The sequence below is a fragment of the Moorena sp. SIO4A5 genome, assembly GCF_010672005.1.
Classification (GTDB): domain Bacteria; phylum Cyanobacteriota; class Cyanobacteriia; order Cyanobacteriales; family Coleofasciculaceae; genus Moorena.
The window spans coordinates 1-18,038 of the sequence record NZ_JAAHHZ010000123.1; the positions used below are offsets into that span (position 1 = coordinate 1).

An 18,038-nucleotide genomic window follows, 5' to 3' on the forward strand; every position below is an offset into this window, starting at 1 on the left:
TTTTACCGTTGCTAGGGTGCCTACTGGCATAAACCTGGGAGTTTCCACCACACCATGGGGGGTCACAAACACCCCAGCTCTTGCTTTAGTGTGGCTACAGGAAGCCTGACATTGAAATGAAAAATTAATTTTCTGTTGATTCAAGTTGATCTAGGTCTTGAAATATCGTTAACTAGACGATAGCGTCTAATTCAGTTAACCCAGGTGAAACTCTTGCGTCTTTGATATTGTGTATTCGATGCATCCAACTTGAAGCAAGCCAATACTTATACCCTTGAATTTCATTTATCAACCTGTAACCTGTAACCTATAACCTATAACCTTCTAACCTTCTAACCTTCTAACCTAAAAAGGACAATCTCCATCATCATCAATTTGCACATCCCATTTCGCGCTTAGAACCTGTGTGACCATAGCTTCAAGGGCTTCTGCCTGAAGTTGCTCAACACACTCTTGTTGTAAGGGATTCAACAGGGGAATTAGCCGCAACTGACGATTTTCGCTAATTAGGTCAAAGTAAGCTTCTTGCTCTGGAGACTGACTCAGTTGTAAATAGTCAAAACTATGGACATTGATGTAAAGTGTCCGATTGGCAATCAGGGTAGAGCAATGGGGATCAGCAAATACTTCCTGAACTAACCCTTCCCCCTGGTTTTTTAGTTGACCATCGAGAGTGTGGATGTAACGGACGCAACCTAAATCACCAAGCAAGCGTTTCATATCTCGCTTGTTGATGATAATGCCAGTTTCAATGATGCAAGGAGCTGGGAGTTGGTGTCTAGATTGGTGGTGACTCATGGATAAAAGCCTATAATGCTTTTCAGGGCTGATATTGACATGCAACTGGTTAATTTAATTGATTGGCGAGGCAACCCTAAAGGTTAAACCAATTGATGAGAACACAGCTACGGCAACGGGTTAAAACCAACAATAAAGGTTAATGGTGTTAGGTTTTGGGTTAATGGTTATCGGACTTTATACCTAATCTAAGCATGCTTAATTGTTAATACAAGGGTATAAGCATGTAAGCGTGCGGCGTTGCGCAGCAACAGATAATTCCAATAGATGCAGGGAATAATCGCGTGTTAGGTGTTTATCTTTAAATAGTTCACAGTCAACTAGTCAAATCTAGACAACTAGATTACTCCTTATTGAGTAAACACCAACAGCTTATACCCCAAATGGGATAAACCCATTGCCAACTACTTTTCGACCAAGGAATGTTGATTGAGCCGTTTTGGTCGGCACGAACTAACTAGATTAGCAGCCCGTTGCTGTTGAGACCTAAGCCATAGGGTGAGGTAACTTGCTGCTTATAACAACAGCTTATGACACAATACTATCTCAATCTTTCGATGGTGCTCAAAGGAAAATTCAATAAATTTCAGTAACACCAGTTACCCATGAAGTATTTCACTGGACAACAATTTAGGCAATGGGGACGTCAACTTTTCCGTTCATTGAGTAGTGCTGTAACTTTTTATACTATTATCCCCCTACCAGCTAGCTGGGGAATGGAGTTTCGGGGCATTGCCCGTTGGGCACCGATCATCGGATTGCTGATTGGGGGAATACTGATAATATTAGACATCTTATTGCAACAGTTGGGGATGCCAGCACTTACTCGCTCTGTTGCAGTTGTGGTCAGCTGGCTTGCCCTGACTGGAGGATTACACTTAGATGGGGTGATAGACACAGCTGATGGTTTAGCAGTTCCAGATCCCCAGCGCCGTTTAGATGTAATGGCAGATAGTGCTACAGGAGCCTTTGGGGCAATGGCAGCCTGTACTCTATTACTGATCAAAACCGCTGCCCTAACTGATATCGGGGCTTATCGGTGGGCAGCTTTGATGGGAGCAGCTGCTTGGGGACGCTGGGGACAAGTAGTAGCGATCGCATTTTATCCCTATCTCAAACCCACCGGTAAAGGGGCATTTCACAAACCATGGATACGTATTCCCCAAGATATTCTCTTGGGATTATTCGTTGTCTTAAGTTTATCTCTAGTGCCAGTGTTGCTAGATCCCACAAATACTTGGTTATCCTTAACCATGGCCATCGGAGGATGTGCGATCGCTCTACTGACTGGCGGCTGGTTTCACCGCCAGCTGGGGGGACATACTGGAGACACTTACGGAGCAGTGGTGGAATGGACAGAAGCCCTGTTTCTGTGCTTACTGACCCTGATCCTTAACTAATTACTTTTACTAATTCTTTGTCAAAGACGACCTGTTAGTTTATCGAGTACTTACCGACTCGACCACTAACCCCCTAAATTGGTTTAAGTCTGGTTATCTTTAATCTGAACTTGCCACCGCCGGTTGAGCCAAAGGCACGCACCCTGATAATGTACTCATCTGTCTCAGTGATGCGAGCAAATAACAAGGAGTTAGTACTGCCATCGGGTCCATCATCATTTTCCGCTACCATAGAACCGTCAGAAGCGATCACAGAGATCATCGTGTCAAAGTTGTCTGAGATCAGGTCAATGGCAACTTGGTCTCCCGCATCAAGAGTTACTACATAGTCTCGGGCAAAGCCACCATCCCCGATCGGAATATCTTTCTGAGTCAGGGTGTCAACAATTTCTTTGCTATGAGAAATCGGCTGCGGATTGTACAGGTTTTGTGCTCTGACTACCGGTGCAGTTACGCTCGTTGCCAACAACGTTGCTGCCACAGGCATAACCCAGCTAAACCAAGCAGCAAAAGCTTTACTCATTTAAATATATCTTTACGTTAGTAACATTTCTAACACTGTACCCTAAGCCCCTTAAAAAAGGAGGGTCGTGTCGAGTATGGGTCTAAAACAGACCCAGGCTATCCCCTGACGATACAACTAGGTTACTTTACTACTGACGGGATGTCTCACCGCCAAATTTATGATATTTTCCGTACTTTACTCTAGTTATTTTAGCGAATGCGATCGCTATTGCCACCTCACTTCGACATCACCAACTTTATCCAAGAATTAAAACCTTCGAGTCAGGTCTCCTCTCTCCTCAAAAAAACCGCCAATTTCTGACATCAAACTGAGGGTATTTAACTCAATAGTTACTTCGGAAGAGATTTTTTTAACTAGACCTTGTCAATGATTAATTTATCCTATATAATAGTGATATAGGAAGAGTTAAAACAAAAGAGAAAAATGAACAAGTGTGTTTGTACTACCGAAGCAGCATCTCTCTTAGGTATTTCTTCTCGGCGATTGCGCCAACTTCTAGAGAAGGGTCGGGTTCGGGGTGCCTATAAAAGCGGGAAATTCTGGATTATTCCCTTGTTTAACAATCTCCCGCAAATCACCAAGGGCACTAGAGGACCAAAAGGGAAATGGCGCACTAATCGTGCTCCGGCTATAGCTAAGATCAATGTCAACCGCAATAACATTGGCTCGAATATCCACAAAAGCCCCGAAGAACGGAAGCCAGTGATTTCCGTAAAACGCAGCGGCAACAATATATACGGCAACCAAGTAGAAATCCTTGGTCCGTGTCGGATTGTCTATAATCCCGATAACCCACTATCTTGTGGAGCTCGTCTATGGATCGAGACTTTCAGTGATGTCCACTTCATTGGTGGCAGTTTCCCGGCCACTAGCTAATGGTGGATTTTGGAGCGTCCGCTCACCATAGCGCAATAATCGTTGGATCGTTTCCAGACGGTTGTCCCATACCTGAACTTGATACGGTTGCTCAACCGATTGTCCAAACATCCACGTTTGAAAGCGAGTACGGAAGGATGACATGGACAATTGTGCTGATAGCAAGCTCATCATGGATGGCTTGTCGGCTAGTCGATTCAGCAACAGGGAGAGGGTATCGGCTTGTTGTCCCCAGTCTGAAAGGTCTGGTTCCCCAATTACTATTTGATTATTTGCTAACATAAAACTCCATTCCTGTTGCAGAGCCTGATAACGTTCTGCTGCAGCTAGGAACGGTTGACGGTAAGGTACTTGTACTTCAGTGGTAGGCTCTTGTTGTCCTTGAGTGCGAGTCAAGATGCCCCTGAGATTATCATTGAGATTTTCTACTGCAAATAGGGCATAGCCAGGAGCTGGTAAATCTCGCAGCAGTTGAATTTGGTCAACAGCTACAATATCGGGCAAATTCAATAGGCGAATTCCTGGCAAAACTAAGGCTGAGCTTAGGGAGGATTTAGTTAGCCATGGCTGGGCTAATTTTTGTAACTCTTCCGTTTCCAACGCATAAGTCATCGGTACCATCAGGTCAATCTCACCCCGAGACGCCCAATCTTCCCAGTTTTGTTGGATTTTTTGCAATCGGTCTTCCCTAGGCATGGGAAATACAGCAGCAGAGATAATCAACTCGGGACGTTTCTGCCGCAGCATTTGTGACACTGACTTGACTAAAGTGTCGATTTGCTCTATACGAAAATCTGTCCACTGTCGCCATAAGTTCTGATTCTTTGGGTCAATCTCAATGGGGTCAACACCGGTCAATTCCTGGAACTGTTCACGGGCGGCCTTACCATAGCCAAAGGTATGACCAGCTTTGGGGTCTTGAAACGGGTAGCGAATATAGTCGAGCTGAATCCCATCCACTTCATAGTTGCTGGCTATCTCTTCCAATAGCTTGGTTAGATAATCCCGCACTTCCGGATTAGCGGGGTCAAGAAAAGCCTTTCTAGTTCTCTTGTGAAACACACGTTTTTCGTTATCCAAGATTGCCCAGTCTGGATTCTTGGATAGCACTGGTCCGAGATAGTCTGCTGGTTGATCCAAAACCGCATTGTGCCGCTGGTTAGCTGCAGCAAACATCCAAACCCAAGCGTGCAATTCCATCCCTCGCTCATGGGCTAACTTCACTGCTGCTTTTAGGGGATCCCATCCCTCAACCAGGGGATTTTGCTCTGGTGCGATCGCACTCGGGTAAATCGTATAACTAGCGTTAACCGTTTCAAAAAAGATGGTGTGAAAACCAGCTGTAGCCAATTTGTCAAAAATCTTAGCTAAATCTTTTTCAGACTTCGCTTTAACAATAGTACCCCGGTCTAGCCAAATTGCTCGAATCTCTGACTGGGCTAGTTTACGATCAGTTGGGTAGTTTTCCCATAGGGTATTTCGTGCTGTCATCCACAGCTGACTTGCCTTTTGATACTCTCTGCGAGCCACTGCTCGACGGAAATTTTCCAAACCCACTCTGGCCTGATGCAATGCCTCAATAGCTGAGTCAGTAGCTGAGTTAGTTTTATCCGTTGTTTCCTCGGAGGTTTCCTCGGAAGTTTCCGACACTTGCTTAGCACCAGCAGTGACAAATTGTTCGATAGCAGCACCTGTAGATAAATTCAGATTACTGTTAGCTGCATCGGCTCTTAGCAAAGCACTTTCAAACCGACCAATCAGATTTTCTAACTCCATCTCCATTGCAGTAGCTTGCTTTAGGGTTCGAATTCGTCTTCTATATCGCGGTGGTGGGGCTTTTGCTGGCTTGGGTGACGGAGCTAATCGGGAATTAGTAGGCTTGGCTGAAGCATCTGTGTTATTGCCAGACTCTGCATCTTCTGTTTCCACCTGTTTCTGGGCAATAGTGGTGTCGATATCCCGACAATGTTGTGGAGAGTGATCAGAGGATTCAGACGATGTAGATGAATTAGTGATGAGTTGGACATCAGTGAGATTGACATCAGTGACTTGGACATCATAGCGACCAAGAGCCGCTCGTAACCAAGCACTATCGACCTCCGCCGGAGCTACCCGATCGATACCCCAGCGCCAACCAAAAAACGTAGCATTATTAGAGGTTACTACAGCAGGGGGCTTGTCAACCTGACTCCAGACTGCAACAGTAGTGGAATTAAGATCAGCAGGAATAAGAGTGCCCCCCTGGATGATACCTGTAATTCCAGTATCCTGCACCCATGTTTGGTTACTGTCTGGGGAAGGATGGAGGATAGAGGGTTGGGTCATCGCAAACCCCCAATAGGCACCCAAAAGCTCACGCAATTGTTTGCGGATGTCAGGTTTGGAAAGTAACCCAGTAGGACCGCTAACAATAACTTTTCCTCCTTGTGCGATCCATTCCTGTAACGCTTGGAATTGTTTGGGGTGGAGGAACTCGACATTGGGCAAAAATAGCAAGTTAGTGTTCTCGAAGTCAGAGGCTTTCTTAACGTCAGTCAAGTCAACAATACAGTAGTTAACTCCAATTGAATGTAAGCGTTCGGTAATTCCAGACCAATGCCCTTGATTATCCAGACTCTTAACTACTCCCAGTTGCACCGTTTCAGCTCTAGCAGCTGGTAACCATGGTAGAGAATTGAGCAAAAGCCCAATCAAGGTACTAACTACAATAGTCTTGGGCTCGATAGGATTAGATTTGACTCTGGTTAAATCTCCGATCAAGGGGGTTAGCTGCTTGGACAAAGAGCACTGCCAATTGGAACTACTATCGCTACTCCTGAACACCGTTCACTCCTTAAAATTAGTTATCAAAATCTTAACCTCTGTTGGTAATTAACAAGGTTAGCGAGAAGTGCGGATTTAGATCACACAGATGGTGGCAGGTATTGGTTCAATTGTAGTTTATGACTGGTATAACCCATACGGGATATCATCTCAGCTAATTCTAGCCGAGATGAAGGGAATAGTTTTACCATCAATGATTACTTTTCTTTAGTTGATGATTCACATAACTACGAAGAACGTTATTAATTGATGATTGATAGCCTTTTCCTTGACTTTTAAACCAGTCTATGATGTCACTATCTAAGCGAATAGAAATCGCTTTTTTAGTAATTGGTTTAACCATTTTGGCATTTTCCCAAAAATGATCGTCTAACTCAGGTATATCTGAAGTATCAATTTCAGAGTCAGGAATATTTTTGATTTCTTCAAGTCGTTTGGGCGAGATACTCATAATACTTTCTCTTTTCCTTAGGGGTAGCTTTTCGAGCAGAAATTAATCGAATTTTACTGTTTCTTTCGGTGTGGGCTACGGTGACAATGACAACGCCTTGTATGGCACCGATGCTGATTTCTCTGATTTCATCATAATCGTATCGTTCATCAATTGAAGTAAAAACGATTCCAAAGAATATTTCCTGTGCTTCTTCAAAGCTGATGCCATGTTTTCGCTGATTTTGTCGGTTTTTGTTTTCGTCCCATTCAAATTCCATTAAATTGTATATACGTTTTGTATATACAATAACTTTAACATAAAATTTAGTTTTTTTCTATCCTACTTTCCGGGAAATGGTATATGGACGCGATCGCATTCTAGGGTAAGCGCAAGAAAACATTGCCCATAGTCTGCATTGGCTAGATATGCTGATTGCTGATTGCTGATTGCTTACCTAGGGAGTAGGAGTATGAAGTAAGGTGAAGAAAATTGGATGGCTCTGATAATTATTAAAAACGCTATAATTACTGATAAGGAAATATATAGCGTTTGTGTTTGAGATGTAAATCTTTATGGTTTTTTTTCTTGGAAAATAAAACTCCGAATCTCTTTCCCCTTTTGCCTCTTTCAGCAATTCCTGTGTTTACAACCCAGATCCAAACGCTATAAACCCTACCGAAATTAATATCCTGGATAGGTTGGGTATCTCCCATGAAAACTAATAAGCATCGGTCAGTGTGTGGGAAATTAAAGCAGCAGTTAAATAACAGAGTTAAACGCTGGTTTAATTCCCCTAAAAATGGTCATAGCAGCACCACACAACCAATAGCTGTTAATGTGGCAGAGCCTTATGCTCCCTACAAACCTCCCTCAACTACTCAGCCACCTAACCACAGCAACGGCGTAGGTAATAATACCTGGCTCCCTGGTTATCGGCTACAAAACGGTAAGTACACTATCGAAAAAAAACTAGGAGAAGGTGGGCTGGGTATTACCTATTTAGCCCGAAATAATAAAACAGGCGATCGCATTGTTATCAAAACTATCGGTAATGATGCACTCCGCCAAAATAATTTATTAGAATATTGGAAAATTTTCGCCAACGAAGCGGTAAAGTTAGCCCAATGTAGCTGTGGGAATCCTCATCTAGTTAGCTTATGTGAAGAAATCATCCGAGAAGGTGAATTGCCTTGCCTAATCATGGAATACATCGAGGGGGAAACCTTGTCGGCTCTGGTGAAACGGCAGGGTGTGCTTTCGGAAGAGAAAGCCTTGCTTTACATCCAGCAAATTGGTAGCGCCCTGTGGGACATTCATCAGCAAGGGTTGCTCCATCGGGATGTTAAACCCAATAACATCATGGTTCGGAACGATGGTTCTGGTGCGGTGTTGATTGATTTGGGTATTGCTACTAAGTTTGTCCCTGGGGTTACCCAAACTCATCTGTGTGGGCGGACTCCAGGCTATGCTCCTCTGGAACAATATGAGTGGCGGTCGCAACAGGGTCCCTACACTGATGTTTATGCTTTGGCCGCTACCTTGTATGTGCTCTTAACTGGAAAGAAACCAGTATCAGCTGATGACCGGATTGAGGGAGCTGTATTACCACCACCAAAGGATTTGAATCCCAAGATTAGCGATCGCATAAATCAAGCCATTCTCCATGGTATGAATTTGGTGGCTAGGGATCGGCCTCAGTCTATACCAGAATTTTTAAACTTACTGGATATTGAATTACCAAATAATAATAGCACAAATAGCACCAATAATCAACCACAGACAATAGCTCAAGTTGGAGACTTTTATATAGAACGTCCCCAAGATGCTGAGTGTTATCAAAAGATTTCACAACCAGGAGCGCTAATTCGGATTAAAGCACCGAAGCTGATGGGTAAAACCTTACTCAGTCATCGGATTCTTGATTATGCTAAGTCTAGGTATTATCGCACGGTTTATTTGAATCTTAATGAGTTACCTTGCCATGATTTGGATATATTTTTACAGTCTTTTTGTGTGCGGGTTGCTCAAAAATTGAAATTGCCCAATCAGTTGCAAAATTATTGGGAAGATAATTTTTTCACCAGTGAAGTAAAGTGTAGCACCTACTTTGAAGAGTATTTGTTGGTTTCTTCAGAGAGTCCTTTGGTTTTATGTCTCGATAACCTAGAGCGAGTTTTTCCTCATCAACACGTTGCTGAAGGGTTTCTTACGTTGCTGCGGAGTTGGCATGAAAATGGCCAGTTTTATGATATTTGGAAAAGACTACGGTTGATAGTGGTTTATGCTACGGAAGTTTATATTGACTTGGCTATCAATAAATCGCCTTTTAATGTAGGATATCCTATAGATTTAACTGATTTTACTTTGAATCAGGTTCAGGATTTGGCGAAATTTTATGGCTTAAATTTATCAGTTAATTTACTACATGAATTAATGAGTATGGTAGGAGGACATCCTTATTTATTACAGTTAGCTTTCTCTACTCTTAGCAAAAATCCCAACATCACCATCGAGCATCTTTTAGAAACAGCCCCGACAGAATCAGGGATTTATCGCCATCATTTGCGAGAGCTTTTAAATAATCTCATGCTCCATCCCAATTTACTAAACGCTTTCAAAAAATTACTGACAACTACTCAAGCAGTGCGCCTGGATTATAAGGTAACCTATCTGTTAGAAAGTCTGGGATTAGTCAGAGCAATCGGTAATGATTGTATTCCGAGATATAATTTGTATCGTGAGTATTTTAGTAACAGACTTTTGTAGTTAGGGAGCAGGGAGCAGGGAGCAGGGAGCAGGTAAGAGGAACCCACCCCTAACCCCTCCCAGGAGGGGAAGGCAAGAGGCAATAGGTAAAAAATCCTGTGTACCTCATAGCTATAATAAACGCTATAAAACCAAATACTACTCGAATATCTTCACTACTGTTCCCGATTCCCGATTCCCGATTCCCGATTCCCGATTCCCGATTCCCGATTCCCGATTCCCGATTCCCTACTCCCTACTCCCTACTCCCTACTCCCTACTCCCTTTCCTACCATGACCAACCAACCAACAATCTATCAAGTTGGGGGAAGTTTACCTAACGATGCTGCTACTTATGCAGTCAGAAAAGCTGATACGGAAATTTTTGATGCTTTGATGGCTGGGGAATTTTGTTATGTGCTCAACTCGCGACAGATGGGTAAGTCTAGTTTGCGGGTAAAAACGATGCAAAGACTAATAGATGTGGGAGTAGCTTGTGCTTCTGTTGATGTTACCCAAATTGGCAATTACGTAACGTCAGAGCAATGGTATGCCAGCTTAATTAAGAGTTTGGTAAATAGTTTTAAGCTCTCAGATAAATTCCAGGTTTTACCTTGGTTACGAGAGCGTCAGCAACTCTCGCCAGTCATGTGGTTGGGTGAGTTTATTGAAGAGGTGCTGTTGTCAGAGATTCCAGACAATATTGTTATCTTTCTGGATGAAATTGATAGTATTATTAAGGTAGAGTTTAAAGATGATTTCTTTGCCTTTATTCGCAGTTGTTATAACCAAAGAGCCGAAAAACCAGTCTACAATCGGCTGAGTTTTTGTTTGCTGGGAGTAGCAACTCCAGCGGATTTGATTCAGGATAAACAGCGCACTCCCTTTAATATTGGTCGGGATATTGAACTGACTGGCTTTACCTTTGAAGAAGCGAAAACACCACTGCTCCCTGGTTTGGTAGGTAAAGTGGATAATCCGGAACAGGTGTTAGCTGAGATATTGCACTGGACGGGGGGACAACCGTTTCTGACCCAGAAGTTGTGTAAGTTAATGGTGGAGCATTCTCAAGCTTCCCCCTTATTAAGGGGGACGGGAGGGGGATCTATCGATAACACTCCGGAATTGGGATCCCCCCTAACCCCCCTTAACAAGGGGGGAACTGGAGTTGAGGGGACTGGAGTTGAGGGCACTTCTGGAGGCGAATCGAACCATGCTCTGGCTTCCCCCTTATTAAGGGGGACGGGAGGGGGATCTATCGATAGCACTTCGGGATTGGGATCCCCCCTAACCCCCCTTAACAAGGGGGGAACTGGAGTTGGAGAAACTTCTGGAGGGGAATCGAACCTTAGCAAGGGGGGAACTGGAGTTGCACAGGTCGCCCGTACCCAGATTATTGATAATTGGGTATCTCAGGATAAACCAGAGCACTTGAAGACCATACGCGATCGCATTCTCAGAAATGAGCAACGGGCGAGTAGGCTATTGGGATTGTATCAGCACGTATTATATCAGGGTTATATTGCCGCTGATGGCAGTGAAGAAAAGACGGAATTAAGGCTATCGGGGTTGGTAGTGGAGCGGGATGGCTGTTTGAGGGTTAACAACCGGATTTATGGCAGTGTTTTTGATGGCGATTGGGTTAAGCAAGAATTGGCTAGACTGCGTCCCTATTCTGAAGCGTTTACCGCTTGGGTTGAGTCTGGGTGTCAGGAGGAATCGCATTTGTTGCGGGGGGTGGCGTTAGAGAATGCTCAAGCTTGGGCTAGGGGTAAAAGTTTGAGCGATTTGGATTATCAGTTTTTAGTAGCTGGTCAGGAATTAGACCGCCGGGTATTGGCAGAAGAAAGGCGCATCTTAACTGAAGCCCAAGAGAAAGCGAAGTGGATCATCAGCATAGGTGGTATTGTACTGGGTTTATCCTTAATTGTTGCTGTGGTGACTGGTATCGAAGTTAGAAAACAAAGAGAAGCCACGGGACTAGAAAAACAAGCGCTTAGTGTTTTACGACGGTTACCAGGGGATAATGGTTACTATGGCGAGCGAAAGCTTTTATACTCAGCCATGGAGACTGGGCAACAGCTATTTAATATCGTGAAAGATGGTCGCCCTTTGGATAACTATCCTGCCATCAGTCCTATCTATGCTCTACGGCAGAGTCTTAGTAAATTCAAAGAAAAGAGAAGATTTCGAGGACATCAAGACTCGGTATCGAGTGTAAGTTTTAGTCCCGATGGTAAAACCCTCGCTACGGCATCATATGACAAAACGGTCAGACTCTGGGATTTACAGGGCAATCAATTAGCACTCTTTTCAGGACATCAATCCTCGGTATTGAGTGTCAGTTTTAGTCCCGATGGTAAAACCCTCGCTACGGCATCAGATGACAATACTGTCAGACTCTGGGATTTACAGGGCAATCAATTAGCACTCTTTTCAGGACATCAATCCTGGGTATCGAGTGTAAGTTTTAGTCCCGATGGTAAAACCCTCGCTACGGTATCAAAGGACAAAACGGTCAGAGTTTGGGATTTACAGGGCAATCAATTAGCACTCTTTTCAGGAGATCAAGACTGGGTAAATAGTGTAAGTTTTAGTCCCGATGGTAAAACCCTCGCTACCGCATCAGATGACAATACTGTCAGAGTTTGGGATTTACAGGGCAATCAATTAGCACTCTTTTCAGGACATCAACACTGGGTATTGAGTGTAAGTTTTAGTCCCGATGGTAAAACCCTCGCTACGGCATCAGGTGACAAAACGGTCAGAGTTTGGGATTTACAGGGCAATCAATTAGCACTCTTTTCAGGACATCAATCCTGGGTATCGAGTGTAAGTTTTAGTCCCGATGGTAAAACCCTCGCTACGGCATCATATGACAATACGGTCAGAGTTTGGGATTTACAGGGCAATCAATTAGCACTCTTTTCAGGACATCAATCCTGGGTATCGAGTGTAAGTTTTAGTCCCGATGGTAAAACCCTCGCTACGGCATCAGGTGACAAAACGGTCAGACTCTCGGATTTACAGGGCAATCAATTAGCACTCTTTTCAGGACATCAAGACTCGGTATCGAGTGTAAGGTTTAGTCCCGATGGTAAAACCCTCGCTACGGCATCATATGACAAAACGGTCAGAGTTTGGGATTTACAGGGCAATCAATTAGCACTCTTTTCAGGACATCAATCCTCGGTAAATAGTTTAAGTTTTAGCCCAGATGGTAAAACCCTCGCTACCGCATCATCCGACAAAACTGTTAGACTCTGGGATTTACAAGGCAAGCAATTAGCACTCTTTTCAGGACATCAAGACTCGGTAAATAGTGTAAGGTTTAGTCCCGATGGTAAAACCCTCGCTACGGCATCAGATGACAATACTGTCAGACTCTCGGATTTACAGGGCAATCAATTAGCACTCTTTTCAGGACATCAATCCTGGGTATTGAGTGTAAGTTTTAGTCCCGATGGTAAAACCCTCGCTACGGCATCAGATGACAATACTGTCAGACTCTGGGATTTACAGGGCAATCAATTAGCACTCTTTTCAGGACATCAATCCAGGGTATTGAGTGTAAGTTTTAGTCCCGATGGTAAAACCCTCGCTACCGCATCATATGACAAAACGGTCAGAGTTTGGGATTTACAGGGCAATCAATTAGCACTCTTTTCAGGACATCAATCCAGGGTATTTAGTGTAAGTTTTAGTCCCGATGGTAAAACCCTGGCTACGGCATCAGAGGACAAAACGGTCAGACTCTGGCCAGTGGAAGATTTAGGTGAGATGCTGGCTCGGGGCTGTAAGTTGCTCGAAGGTTACTTTGTGGACCATCCTGAAGATTTAGAAAGCTTAGAGAAATGCCAAGATTCAGATGGCAAAATAGCTGCAGCTTCTGGTTTTGTTAAACAAGGTGAAGAGTTGGCAAAACAAGAGGATGTTGAGGGTGCTATTGCTAAGTTTAAAAAAGCCAAAGCATGGAATTCGGAGCTAGAATTACAGCCAGAGATAAAAGCCAAACAGCTAGCAGCTGCTGCTGCTAAAGTTGAACAAGGTGAGCAGTTAGCTAAAGAGGGTAAATTCACCAAAGCCCTATCTCTCTATAAACAAGCGCAACAACTAGATCCAAACCTAGAAATTGATGCTAATTCTTGGAATGAACTGTGTTGGCTTGGTAGCCTCTATGGATATGCTGCTGACGTGATAGATGCCTGTGAAAAAGCAGTAGCCAAAGCACCTAAACATAAAGGATATCAATTTGCTCGTGGTCTGGCTAGGGCTCTAACTGGGGATACCCCAGGAGCGATATCAGATTTTCAGGCATATGTAGACTGGACCGACAATGATAAGTGGAAAGCAGAACGGCAAAAATGGATAGATGAGCTGCGGGCTGGTAAGAATCCTTTTACGGAAGAGGTGTTGAAGGGTTTACTGGAGGAGTCATGGTAGGGAAGGCAATAGGCAATAGGCAATAGGCAATAGCCAAGCATTCAGCGGTCAGCGGTCAGCGGTCAGCGGTCAGCGGTCAGCGCCTGGAAACTGTAACAGGCAAGATGCCTGTTCCACCAAGATGCCTATTCTACCAAGATGCCCCAAACAGGCAAGATGCCTGTTCTACAACATTCCCGACTCCCGACTCCCGACTCCCGATTCCCGACTCCCGACCCCTTTGTAACAAAATTTTTCAAAATATGTTATAATAAAAGATTTTTGTGCTATAGTATAACAGTGGGCGCTGAGACGCCCAGAGTCAAGAGCTAGCCCGTTGATGTTGGAGCGTCCCCGGGCTATCTCTGGCTCCCCTAAAAAAGGAGATAGTTTGATTATGAGTTATTCGGAACGGCTTCATCCATGGGTGGTCATTAGGCTATTACCCCAAATGCAGCGAGTTGTTGTTGCTCGCTTCCGCAATCGATCGGATGCGGAGGGACATTTGTGGGCCCTGAAACGATTAATGCCTGATGCGGAATTTATAATTATTTTTGATGTGGGGAATAATCAAATTGATCAGGAATCGTAAGTTATAAATAGTAGGGAATAGGGAACAGGGAACAGGGAACAGGGGTCAAGAGATAGATTATCTAGGAAAATGTTGCTATGTTTTTTGATAACTGATTGTAGTGTTTCTCCTGACTCCTGACTCCTGACTCCTGACTCCTACCCTTACCAAAGGACTTTTTCAGCAAGCCCTACTTAACTCTTTCATTCACCGGAAAGCGGTCAAGTAACTGAGCAGCACGAATCGCATTAGCTTTTAAAGACTCTGATAGAGGCAACACATGGGGAATTTGGGATAATATATCTAAGGTTCGACGTAATATTCGCACTACGTCCCCTTCATCTAAGCTGGTATTACCGCATATCTCCCGCCAGGATTTGCCTAATGACCACTGTTCTATTAGACCAATTAACCTATCCTCTGACCAAACCGGTAAGGCGACATGATATCGACGCTGTAGCTGAAATACTTGACGCCGAATCCTCCTGAGGTTTGTCAATGCTTCTAGCACTTCCTCACTTGGTTGATAGTTTGTCCAACTATCCGGTCTAGGAGTTTCCGTAACTAAAGCAGAGCAAGCTGCTGCCAGTTGGTGGGGGTCTAAATCATCTAATTCTCCCGACAGCATGGCTAAGGCTAGCCACAACTCATTTTCTCCCCGAAGCGAAGCAGCCGCTTGCCCCAGAACAGTGGGAGTTAAGTCCTCCAAAGAACCAGATGCTTTTAAAATTTCAATCAGGTTCAGAAATTCGTGCCAATGCTGAGCCTGGTATTCTCGGAATTTAGCTTGACGTTGGTTAATTTGCTCCTGCAAAAACAACCGTTTTTTGTGGCGTTTGATCAGTTGAGAAGGATTACCCCACTGACGAAGAGCATGGGTTTCCATTTGACCCTCTAGATCAGCAACAACACCTTCTTGCTCCCTGACTTCTGGAGCAACCCAGAGTTGAGCAATGGTGGGAACTTGGTTAGCCAAGGCTTCAGTATCTTCATTTCCGCTTTTGACTTGACCTGGTTTAATCTCAAGCCCCTCTAAAGGCTGGAGAGTTCCAATATCAAGGCATCGAAGATTAATAATGTGAGAAGAGTCACCTTGAGTTGAGCCGGTTGAGTAATCTTCCGTAGAGCCATTGGATACTTGGTCATCGGCCACTTCAGGAAAGCCATCTAACCCCATCACATCAGCAGTTGTTGCCACATACCATCGGTTAGCAGCACTTAAGCACACCAGATAGGGGAATTGACCGGAACCCTTTTGTTTAGACACCAAAACAGCTGGAACAGGAGAAGACACTGGCACATTCTTGCCCTTCAAATAAAGAATGACTCCCGGTTGCACCTGTTGTAGTAATTGGGATACGGCTTTAGAAACAGATACCTCTGCTTGGTGTTGCAGGTCTTTAAGGATGCGGCGCTCTACTTTCAGGTGTTCCTTCAGTTTTTGATAGCCTTCCATTACTGCCACATCTACCGGTGCCAGTTGAAAATCAATTCTCGTCAGTTCCGCAGTCAGTTCAGTAATTGCCTGTTGTTGAGGTTTGAGGTACAAAGTAGCTAGATACTGAGCAAAGCTGCGTTCAACTAACTCCTTAGCTTGAGGCAGAGAGTGAGTTTGCAACAAATTCAGTACCATACCATAGGTAGGGGTAAACTGACTAACTAGGGGATCAGCACCAGCAGTTGCTAGATAAGCCGCCTCCTTAGCCCCTTCAAAGGGGGTTTGCACCGTCACCACATAGCCATTGGTATCCATCCCTCGCCTTCCTGCTCGTCCAGCCATCTGCAAAAATTCCGAGGCAGTCAGTAGCCGGTGTCCTCGGTCAGTACGCTTAGATAGACTGGAAATAACAGTGGTACGAGCAGGCATATTAATTCCTGCTGCTAGAGTTTCTGTAGCAAATACCACCTTCACTAGTCCTTGTTGGAATAGTTCTTCCACTAGACCTTTCCAAGCAGGTAAAATTCCAGCATGATGGGCAGCTATACCTCGGTAGAGGGGGTCAATTTGTTTCGTACGAGCTGCTTCTGGATTTTTACTGATAAATTCATCAATCCGTTTCTTGAGTTGAGCTGCTTCTTGTTCATTGACCAGGGATAGTGGACCCATCTCATCTACTGCCTTATCACAGCCTCGGCGGCTAAAGATGAAGTAGATAGCTGGTAACATCTCCCGTTTTTTTAGTTTGCTCACCACAGTGCTAATGCTGGGGCCTTCCGGACGTCCATGTTTGTCCTTGCTTTTAGGACGTCTGGTTTTGAGGGAGTTGTTAATCTTGGTGTGGTCGTCATTCAGCAGGGAGACAATTCCCTTGGGATGGGCAAAGTAAAACTCTAGAGGAACAGGTCGGAAGTCAGAGTAAATCAGCTGAGTGGAGCCATGAACTTGATTCAGCCAGTCGGTCAGCTGGTCAGAATTGGCAACGGTGGCGGAGAGGGCAACAATTTGAATATCTGGCGGACAATAGATAATTGATTCTTCCCAAACCGTGCCTCGTTGTCGGTCATTCATATAGTGACATTCGTCTAGGATCACCGCCTCAACCCCTAGCATAGAGGCTCCCACTTGACCAATTGGGGTACCATAGAGCATATTACGGAAGATTTCCGTAGTCATCACTAACACGGAAGCTTCCCGGTTGACCGAGGAATCACCGGTAACTAGACCGACTTTGTCTGCGCCAAATTTTGCCCGAAAATCCCTTAGTTTCTGGTTGGAGAGCGCTTTGAGGGGGGTTGTGTAGAAAACACGTCCTCCTTGAGACAAAGCACGATAAATGGTATATTCACCAATTAGGGTTTTCCCAGAACCAGTCGGAGCACAGACAACTACTGATTGACTATGATTGAGAGCCTCAATTGCCTGTTTTTGGAACTCGTCGAGTTCAAAGGGAAATAGGTTGTTCGGGTCAAGGTCTACTGATGAAGTAGCAATATTCACACAAGGTTTTTCCAATAAGGTATATGATCGTTAGGTGTTGCTTGTAATTACGTAGTCCTTTGGTTGTATATATTGTATGTTAGTTAATTAATTGAGAGGGTGTACACCATTTTACTCAAGATACCCCTGGTGTATTTATAGGGATTTGTTTCCTCTAACAAAGGGCGAGACAAACTTGAGGTGCTTTAGGGTAGGGTGTTTGAGGCTATTTCCAAAAACTATTCCGAAAGGGGTTCAGGTATTTGCGGGGAGTCTGGTCATAGGGGAACCCTGCCGACTGGACTGCTGGTACACTGGGGCTTTGCTGTGTTCGGTAGAGTTGTTGCTGACCATGTCTCGATACTATTCCCTTGATCATCAAGAGAACGCACCACCACAGTCACAGCTGGTTCCGAGGTACCGTAGTCTGGGTGAGTTGCGATCGCACTCAGGTAATCTCCAGGCTCGACATTACTAAGACTAATCCCAAACTTCCCGTCTTGATCTGCTTCGGCTGTAGCAATCTT

13 protein-coding genes and 2 pseudogenes are annotated in these 18,038 nt (G+C 44.4%); 7 read left to right on the forward strand and 8 right to left on the reverse strand.

The window, feature by feature from the left end; all coding sequences use genetic code 11:
* Together F6K57_RS27100 and F6K57_RS27105 are read right to left on the reverse strand one after the other, a co-directional pair.
* Window positions 1-144 (reverse strand): annotated as a pseudogene (locus tag F6K57_RS27100) (tRNA guanosine(34) transglycosylase Tgt); the annotation flags it as partial.
* Window positions 145-345: 201 nt separating this feature from the next.
* Complete coding sequence (locus F6K57_RS27105) at window positions 346-798, reverse strand: hypothetical protein (RefSeq protein ID WP_293024356.1); 453 nt, start codon at window positions 796-798, stop codon at window positions 346-348.
* Window positions 799-1,403: 605 nt separating this feature from the next.
* On the opposite strand from F6K57_RS27105, the gene cobS reads away from it, so the two are divergent.
* The gene (gene cobS / locus F6K57_RS27110; RefSeq protein ID WP_293024358.1) at window positions 1,404-2,198 is read left to right on the forward strand and encodes an adenosylcobinamide-GDP ribazoletransferase; all 795 of its coding nucleotides are present in this window, start codon (window positions 1,404-1,406) and stop codon (window positions 2,196-2,198) included.
* 73 nt (window positions 2,199-2,271) lie between these two features.
* Here the strand turns inward: cobS and F6K57_RS27115 are convergent, their stop codons facing one another.
* Window positions 2,272-2,721: a PPC domain-containing protein gene (locus tag F6K57_RS27115; protein WP_293024360.1), complete on the reverse strand. Its 450-nt coding sequence runs from the start codon at window positions 2,719-2,721 to the stop codon at window positions 2,272-2,274.
* 426 nt (window positions 2,722-3,147) lie between these two features.
* Between F6K57_RS27115 and F6K57_RS27120 the strand changes: the two genes are divergently transcribed.
* Entirely contained in the window at window positions 3,148-3,600 is a 453-nt protein-coding gene (locus tag F6K57_RS27120) for a helix-turn-helix domain-containing protein (protein WP_293024362.1), read from the forward strand.
* On the opposite strand, the gene F6K57_RS27125 is transcribed toward F6K57_RS27120, so the two are convergent.
* The 3 genes from F6K57_RS27125 to F6K57_RS27135 form a co-directional block, all read right to left on the reverse strand.
* Complete coding sequence (locus F6K57_RS27125; RefSeq protein ID WP_293071575.1) at window positions 3,538-6,381, reverse strand: family 10 glycosylhydrolase; 2,844 nt, start codon at window positions 6,379-6,381, stop codon at window positions 3,538-3,540. The two genes, F6K57_RS27120 and F6K57_RS27125, sit on opposite strands and share 63 nt — an antisense overlap.
* 232 nt (window positions 6,382-6,613) lie before the next feature.
* Window positions 6,614-6,874 (reverse strand): BrnA antitoxin family protein, encoded by a 261-nt coding sequence (locus F6K57_RS27130; protein ID WP_293024366.1) that lies wholly within the window; start codon window positions 6,872-6,874, stop codon window positions 6,614-6,616.
* Window positions 6,849-7,133, reverse strand: coding sequence for a BrnT family toxin (locus tag F6K57_RS27135; protein ID WP_071106423.1), 285 nt, complete (start codon window positions 7,131-7,133; stop codon window positions 6,849-6,851). The genes F6K57_RS27130 and F6K57_RS27135 overlap by 26 nt, the downstream gene beginning before the upstream one ends.
* A 434-nt stretch (window positions 7,134-7,567) precedes the next feature.
* Between F6K57_RS27135 and F6K57_RS27140 the strand changes: the two genes are divergently transcribed.
* The 5 genes from F6K57_RS27140 to F6K57_RS27160 all read left to right on the forward strand — a co-directional run bounded on the left by F6K57_RS27140 (window position 7,568) and on the right by F6K57_RS27160 (window position 14,615).
* Window positions 7,568-9,622 (forward strand): AAA-like domain-containing protein, encoded by a 2,055-nt coding sequence (locus tag F6K57_RS27140; RefSeq protein ID WP_293071576.1) that lies wholly within the window; start codon window positions 7,568-7,570, stop codon window positions 9,620-9,622.
* A 98-nt stretch (window positions 9,623-9,720) separates the two neighbouring features.
* Entirely contained in the window at window positions 9,721-9,942 is a 222-nt protein-coding gene (locus F6K57_RS27145; protein ID WP_293071577.1) for a hypothetical protein, read from the forward strand.
* Window positions 9,896-14,044, forward strand: a complete 4,149-nt coding sequence (locus tag F6K57_RS27150) for an AAA-like domain-containing protein (protein WP_293071578.1) — start codon at window positions 9,896-9,898, stop codon at window positions 14,042-14,044. Before F6K57_RS27145 ends, F6K57_RS27150 begins: the two co-directional genes overlap by 47 nt.
* 104 nt (window positions 14,045-14,148) lie before the next feature.
* Window positions 14,149-14,295, forward strand: a complete 147-nt coding sequence (locus F6K57_RS27155; RefSeq protein ID WP_293071579.1) for a hypothetical protein — start codon at window positions 14,149-14,151, stop codon at window positions 14,293-14,295.
* Between the two features lie 125 nt (window positions 14,296-14,420).
* Window positions 14,421-14,615 (forward strand): hypothetical protein, encoded by a 195-nt coding sequence (locus F6K57_RS27160; RefSeq protein ID WP_293071581.1) that lies wholly within the window; start codon window positions 14,421-14,423, stop codon window positions 14,613-14,615.
* 169 nt (window positions 14,616-14,784) lie between these two features.
* On the opposite strand, the gene F6K57_RS27165 is transcribed toward F6K57_RS27160, so the two are convergent.
* Window positions 14,785-17,532 carry a DEAD/DEAH box helicase gene (locus F6K57_RS27165; protein WP_293071580.1) on the reverse strand — a complete coding sequence of 916 codons (2,748 nt, stop codon included), beginning with the start codon at window positions 17,530-17,532 and terminating at the stop codon, window positions 14,785-14,787.
* Between the two features lie 257 nt (window positions 17,533-17,789).
* Window positions 17,790-18,038: pseudogene (locus F6K57_RS27170) on the reverse strand (right-handed parallel beta-helix repeat-containing protein); the annotation flags it as partial.

Excerpts from the sequence above, each read along its gene's own strand:
- F6K57_RS27160 (WP_293071581.1), top strand. The coding sequence starts at position 14,421 with ATGAGTTATTCGGAACGGCTTCATCCATGGGTGGTCATTAGGCTATTA.
- F6K57_RS27115 (WP_293024360.1), bottom strand. The coding sequence starts at position 2,721 with ATGAGTAAAGCTTTTGCTGCTTGGTTTAGCTGGGTTATGCCTGTGGCA.
- F6K57_RS27150 (WP_293071578.1), top strand. The coding sequence starts at position 9,896 with ATGACCAACCAACCAACAATCTATCAAGTTGGGGGAAGTTTACCTAAC.
- F6K57_RS27155 (WP_293071579.1), top strand. The coding sequence starts at position 14,149 with ATGCCTGTTCCACCAAGATGCCTATTCTACCAAGATGCCCCAAACAGG.
- F6K57_RS27130 (WP_293024366.1), bottom strand. The coding sequence starts at position 6,874 with ATGAGTATCTCGCCCAAACGACTTGAAGAAATCAAAAATATTCCTGAC.
- F6K57_RS27140 (WP_293071576.1), top strand. The coding sequence starts at position 7,568 with ATGAAAACTAATAAGCATCGGTCAGTGTGTGGGAAATTAAAGCAGCAG.
- F6K57_RS27105 (WP_293024356.1), bottom strand. The coding sequence starts at position 798 with ATGAGTCACCACCAATCTAGACACCAACTCCCAGCTCCTTGCATCATT.
- F6K57_RS27135 (WP_071106423.1), bottom strand. The coding sequence starts at position 7,133 with ATGGAATTTGAATGGGACGAAAACAAAAACCGACAAAATCAGCGAAAA.
- F6K57_RS27120 (WP_293024362.1), top strand. The coding sequence starts at position 3,148 with ATGAACAAGTGTGTTTGTACTACCGAAGCAGCATCTCTCTTAGGTATT.
- cobS (WP_293024358.1), top strand. The coding sequence starts at position 1,404 with ATGAAGTATTTCACTGGACAACAATTTAGGCAATGGGGACGTCAACTT.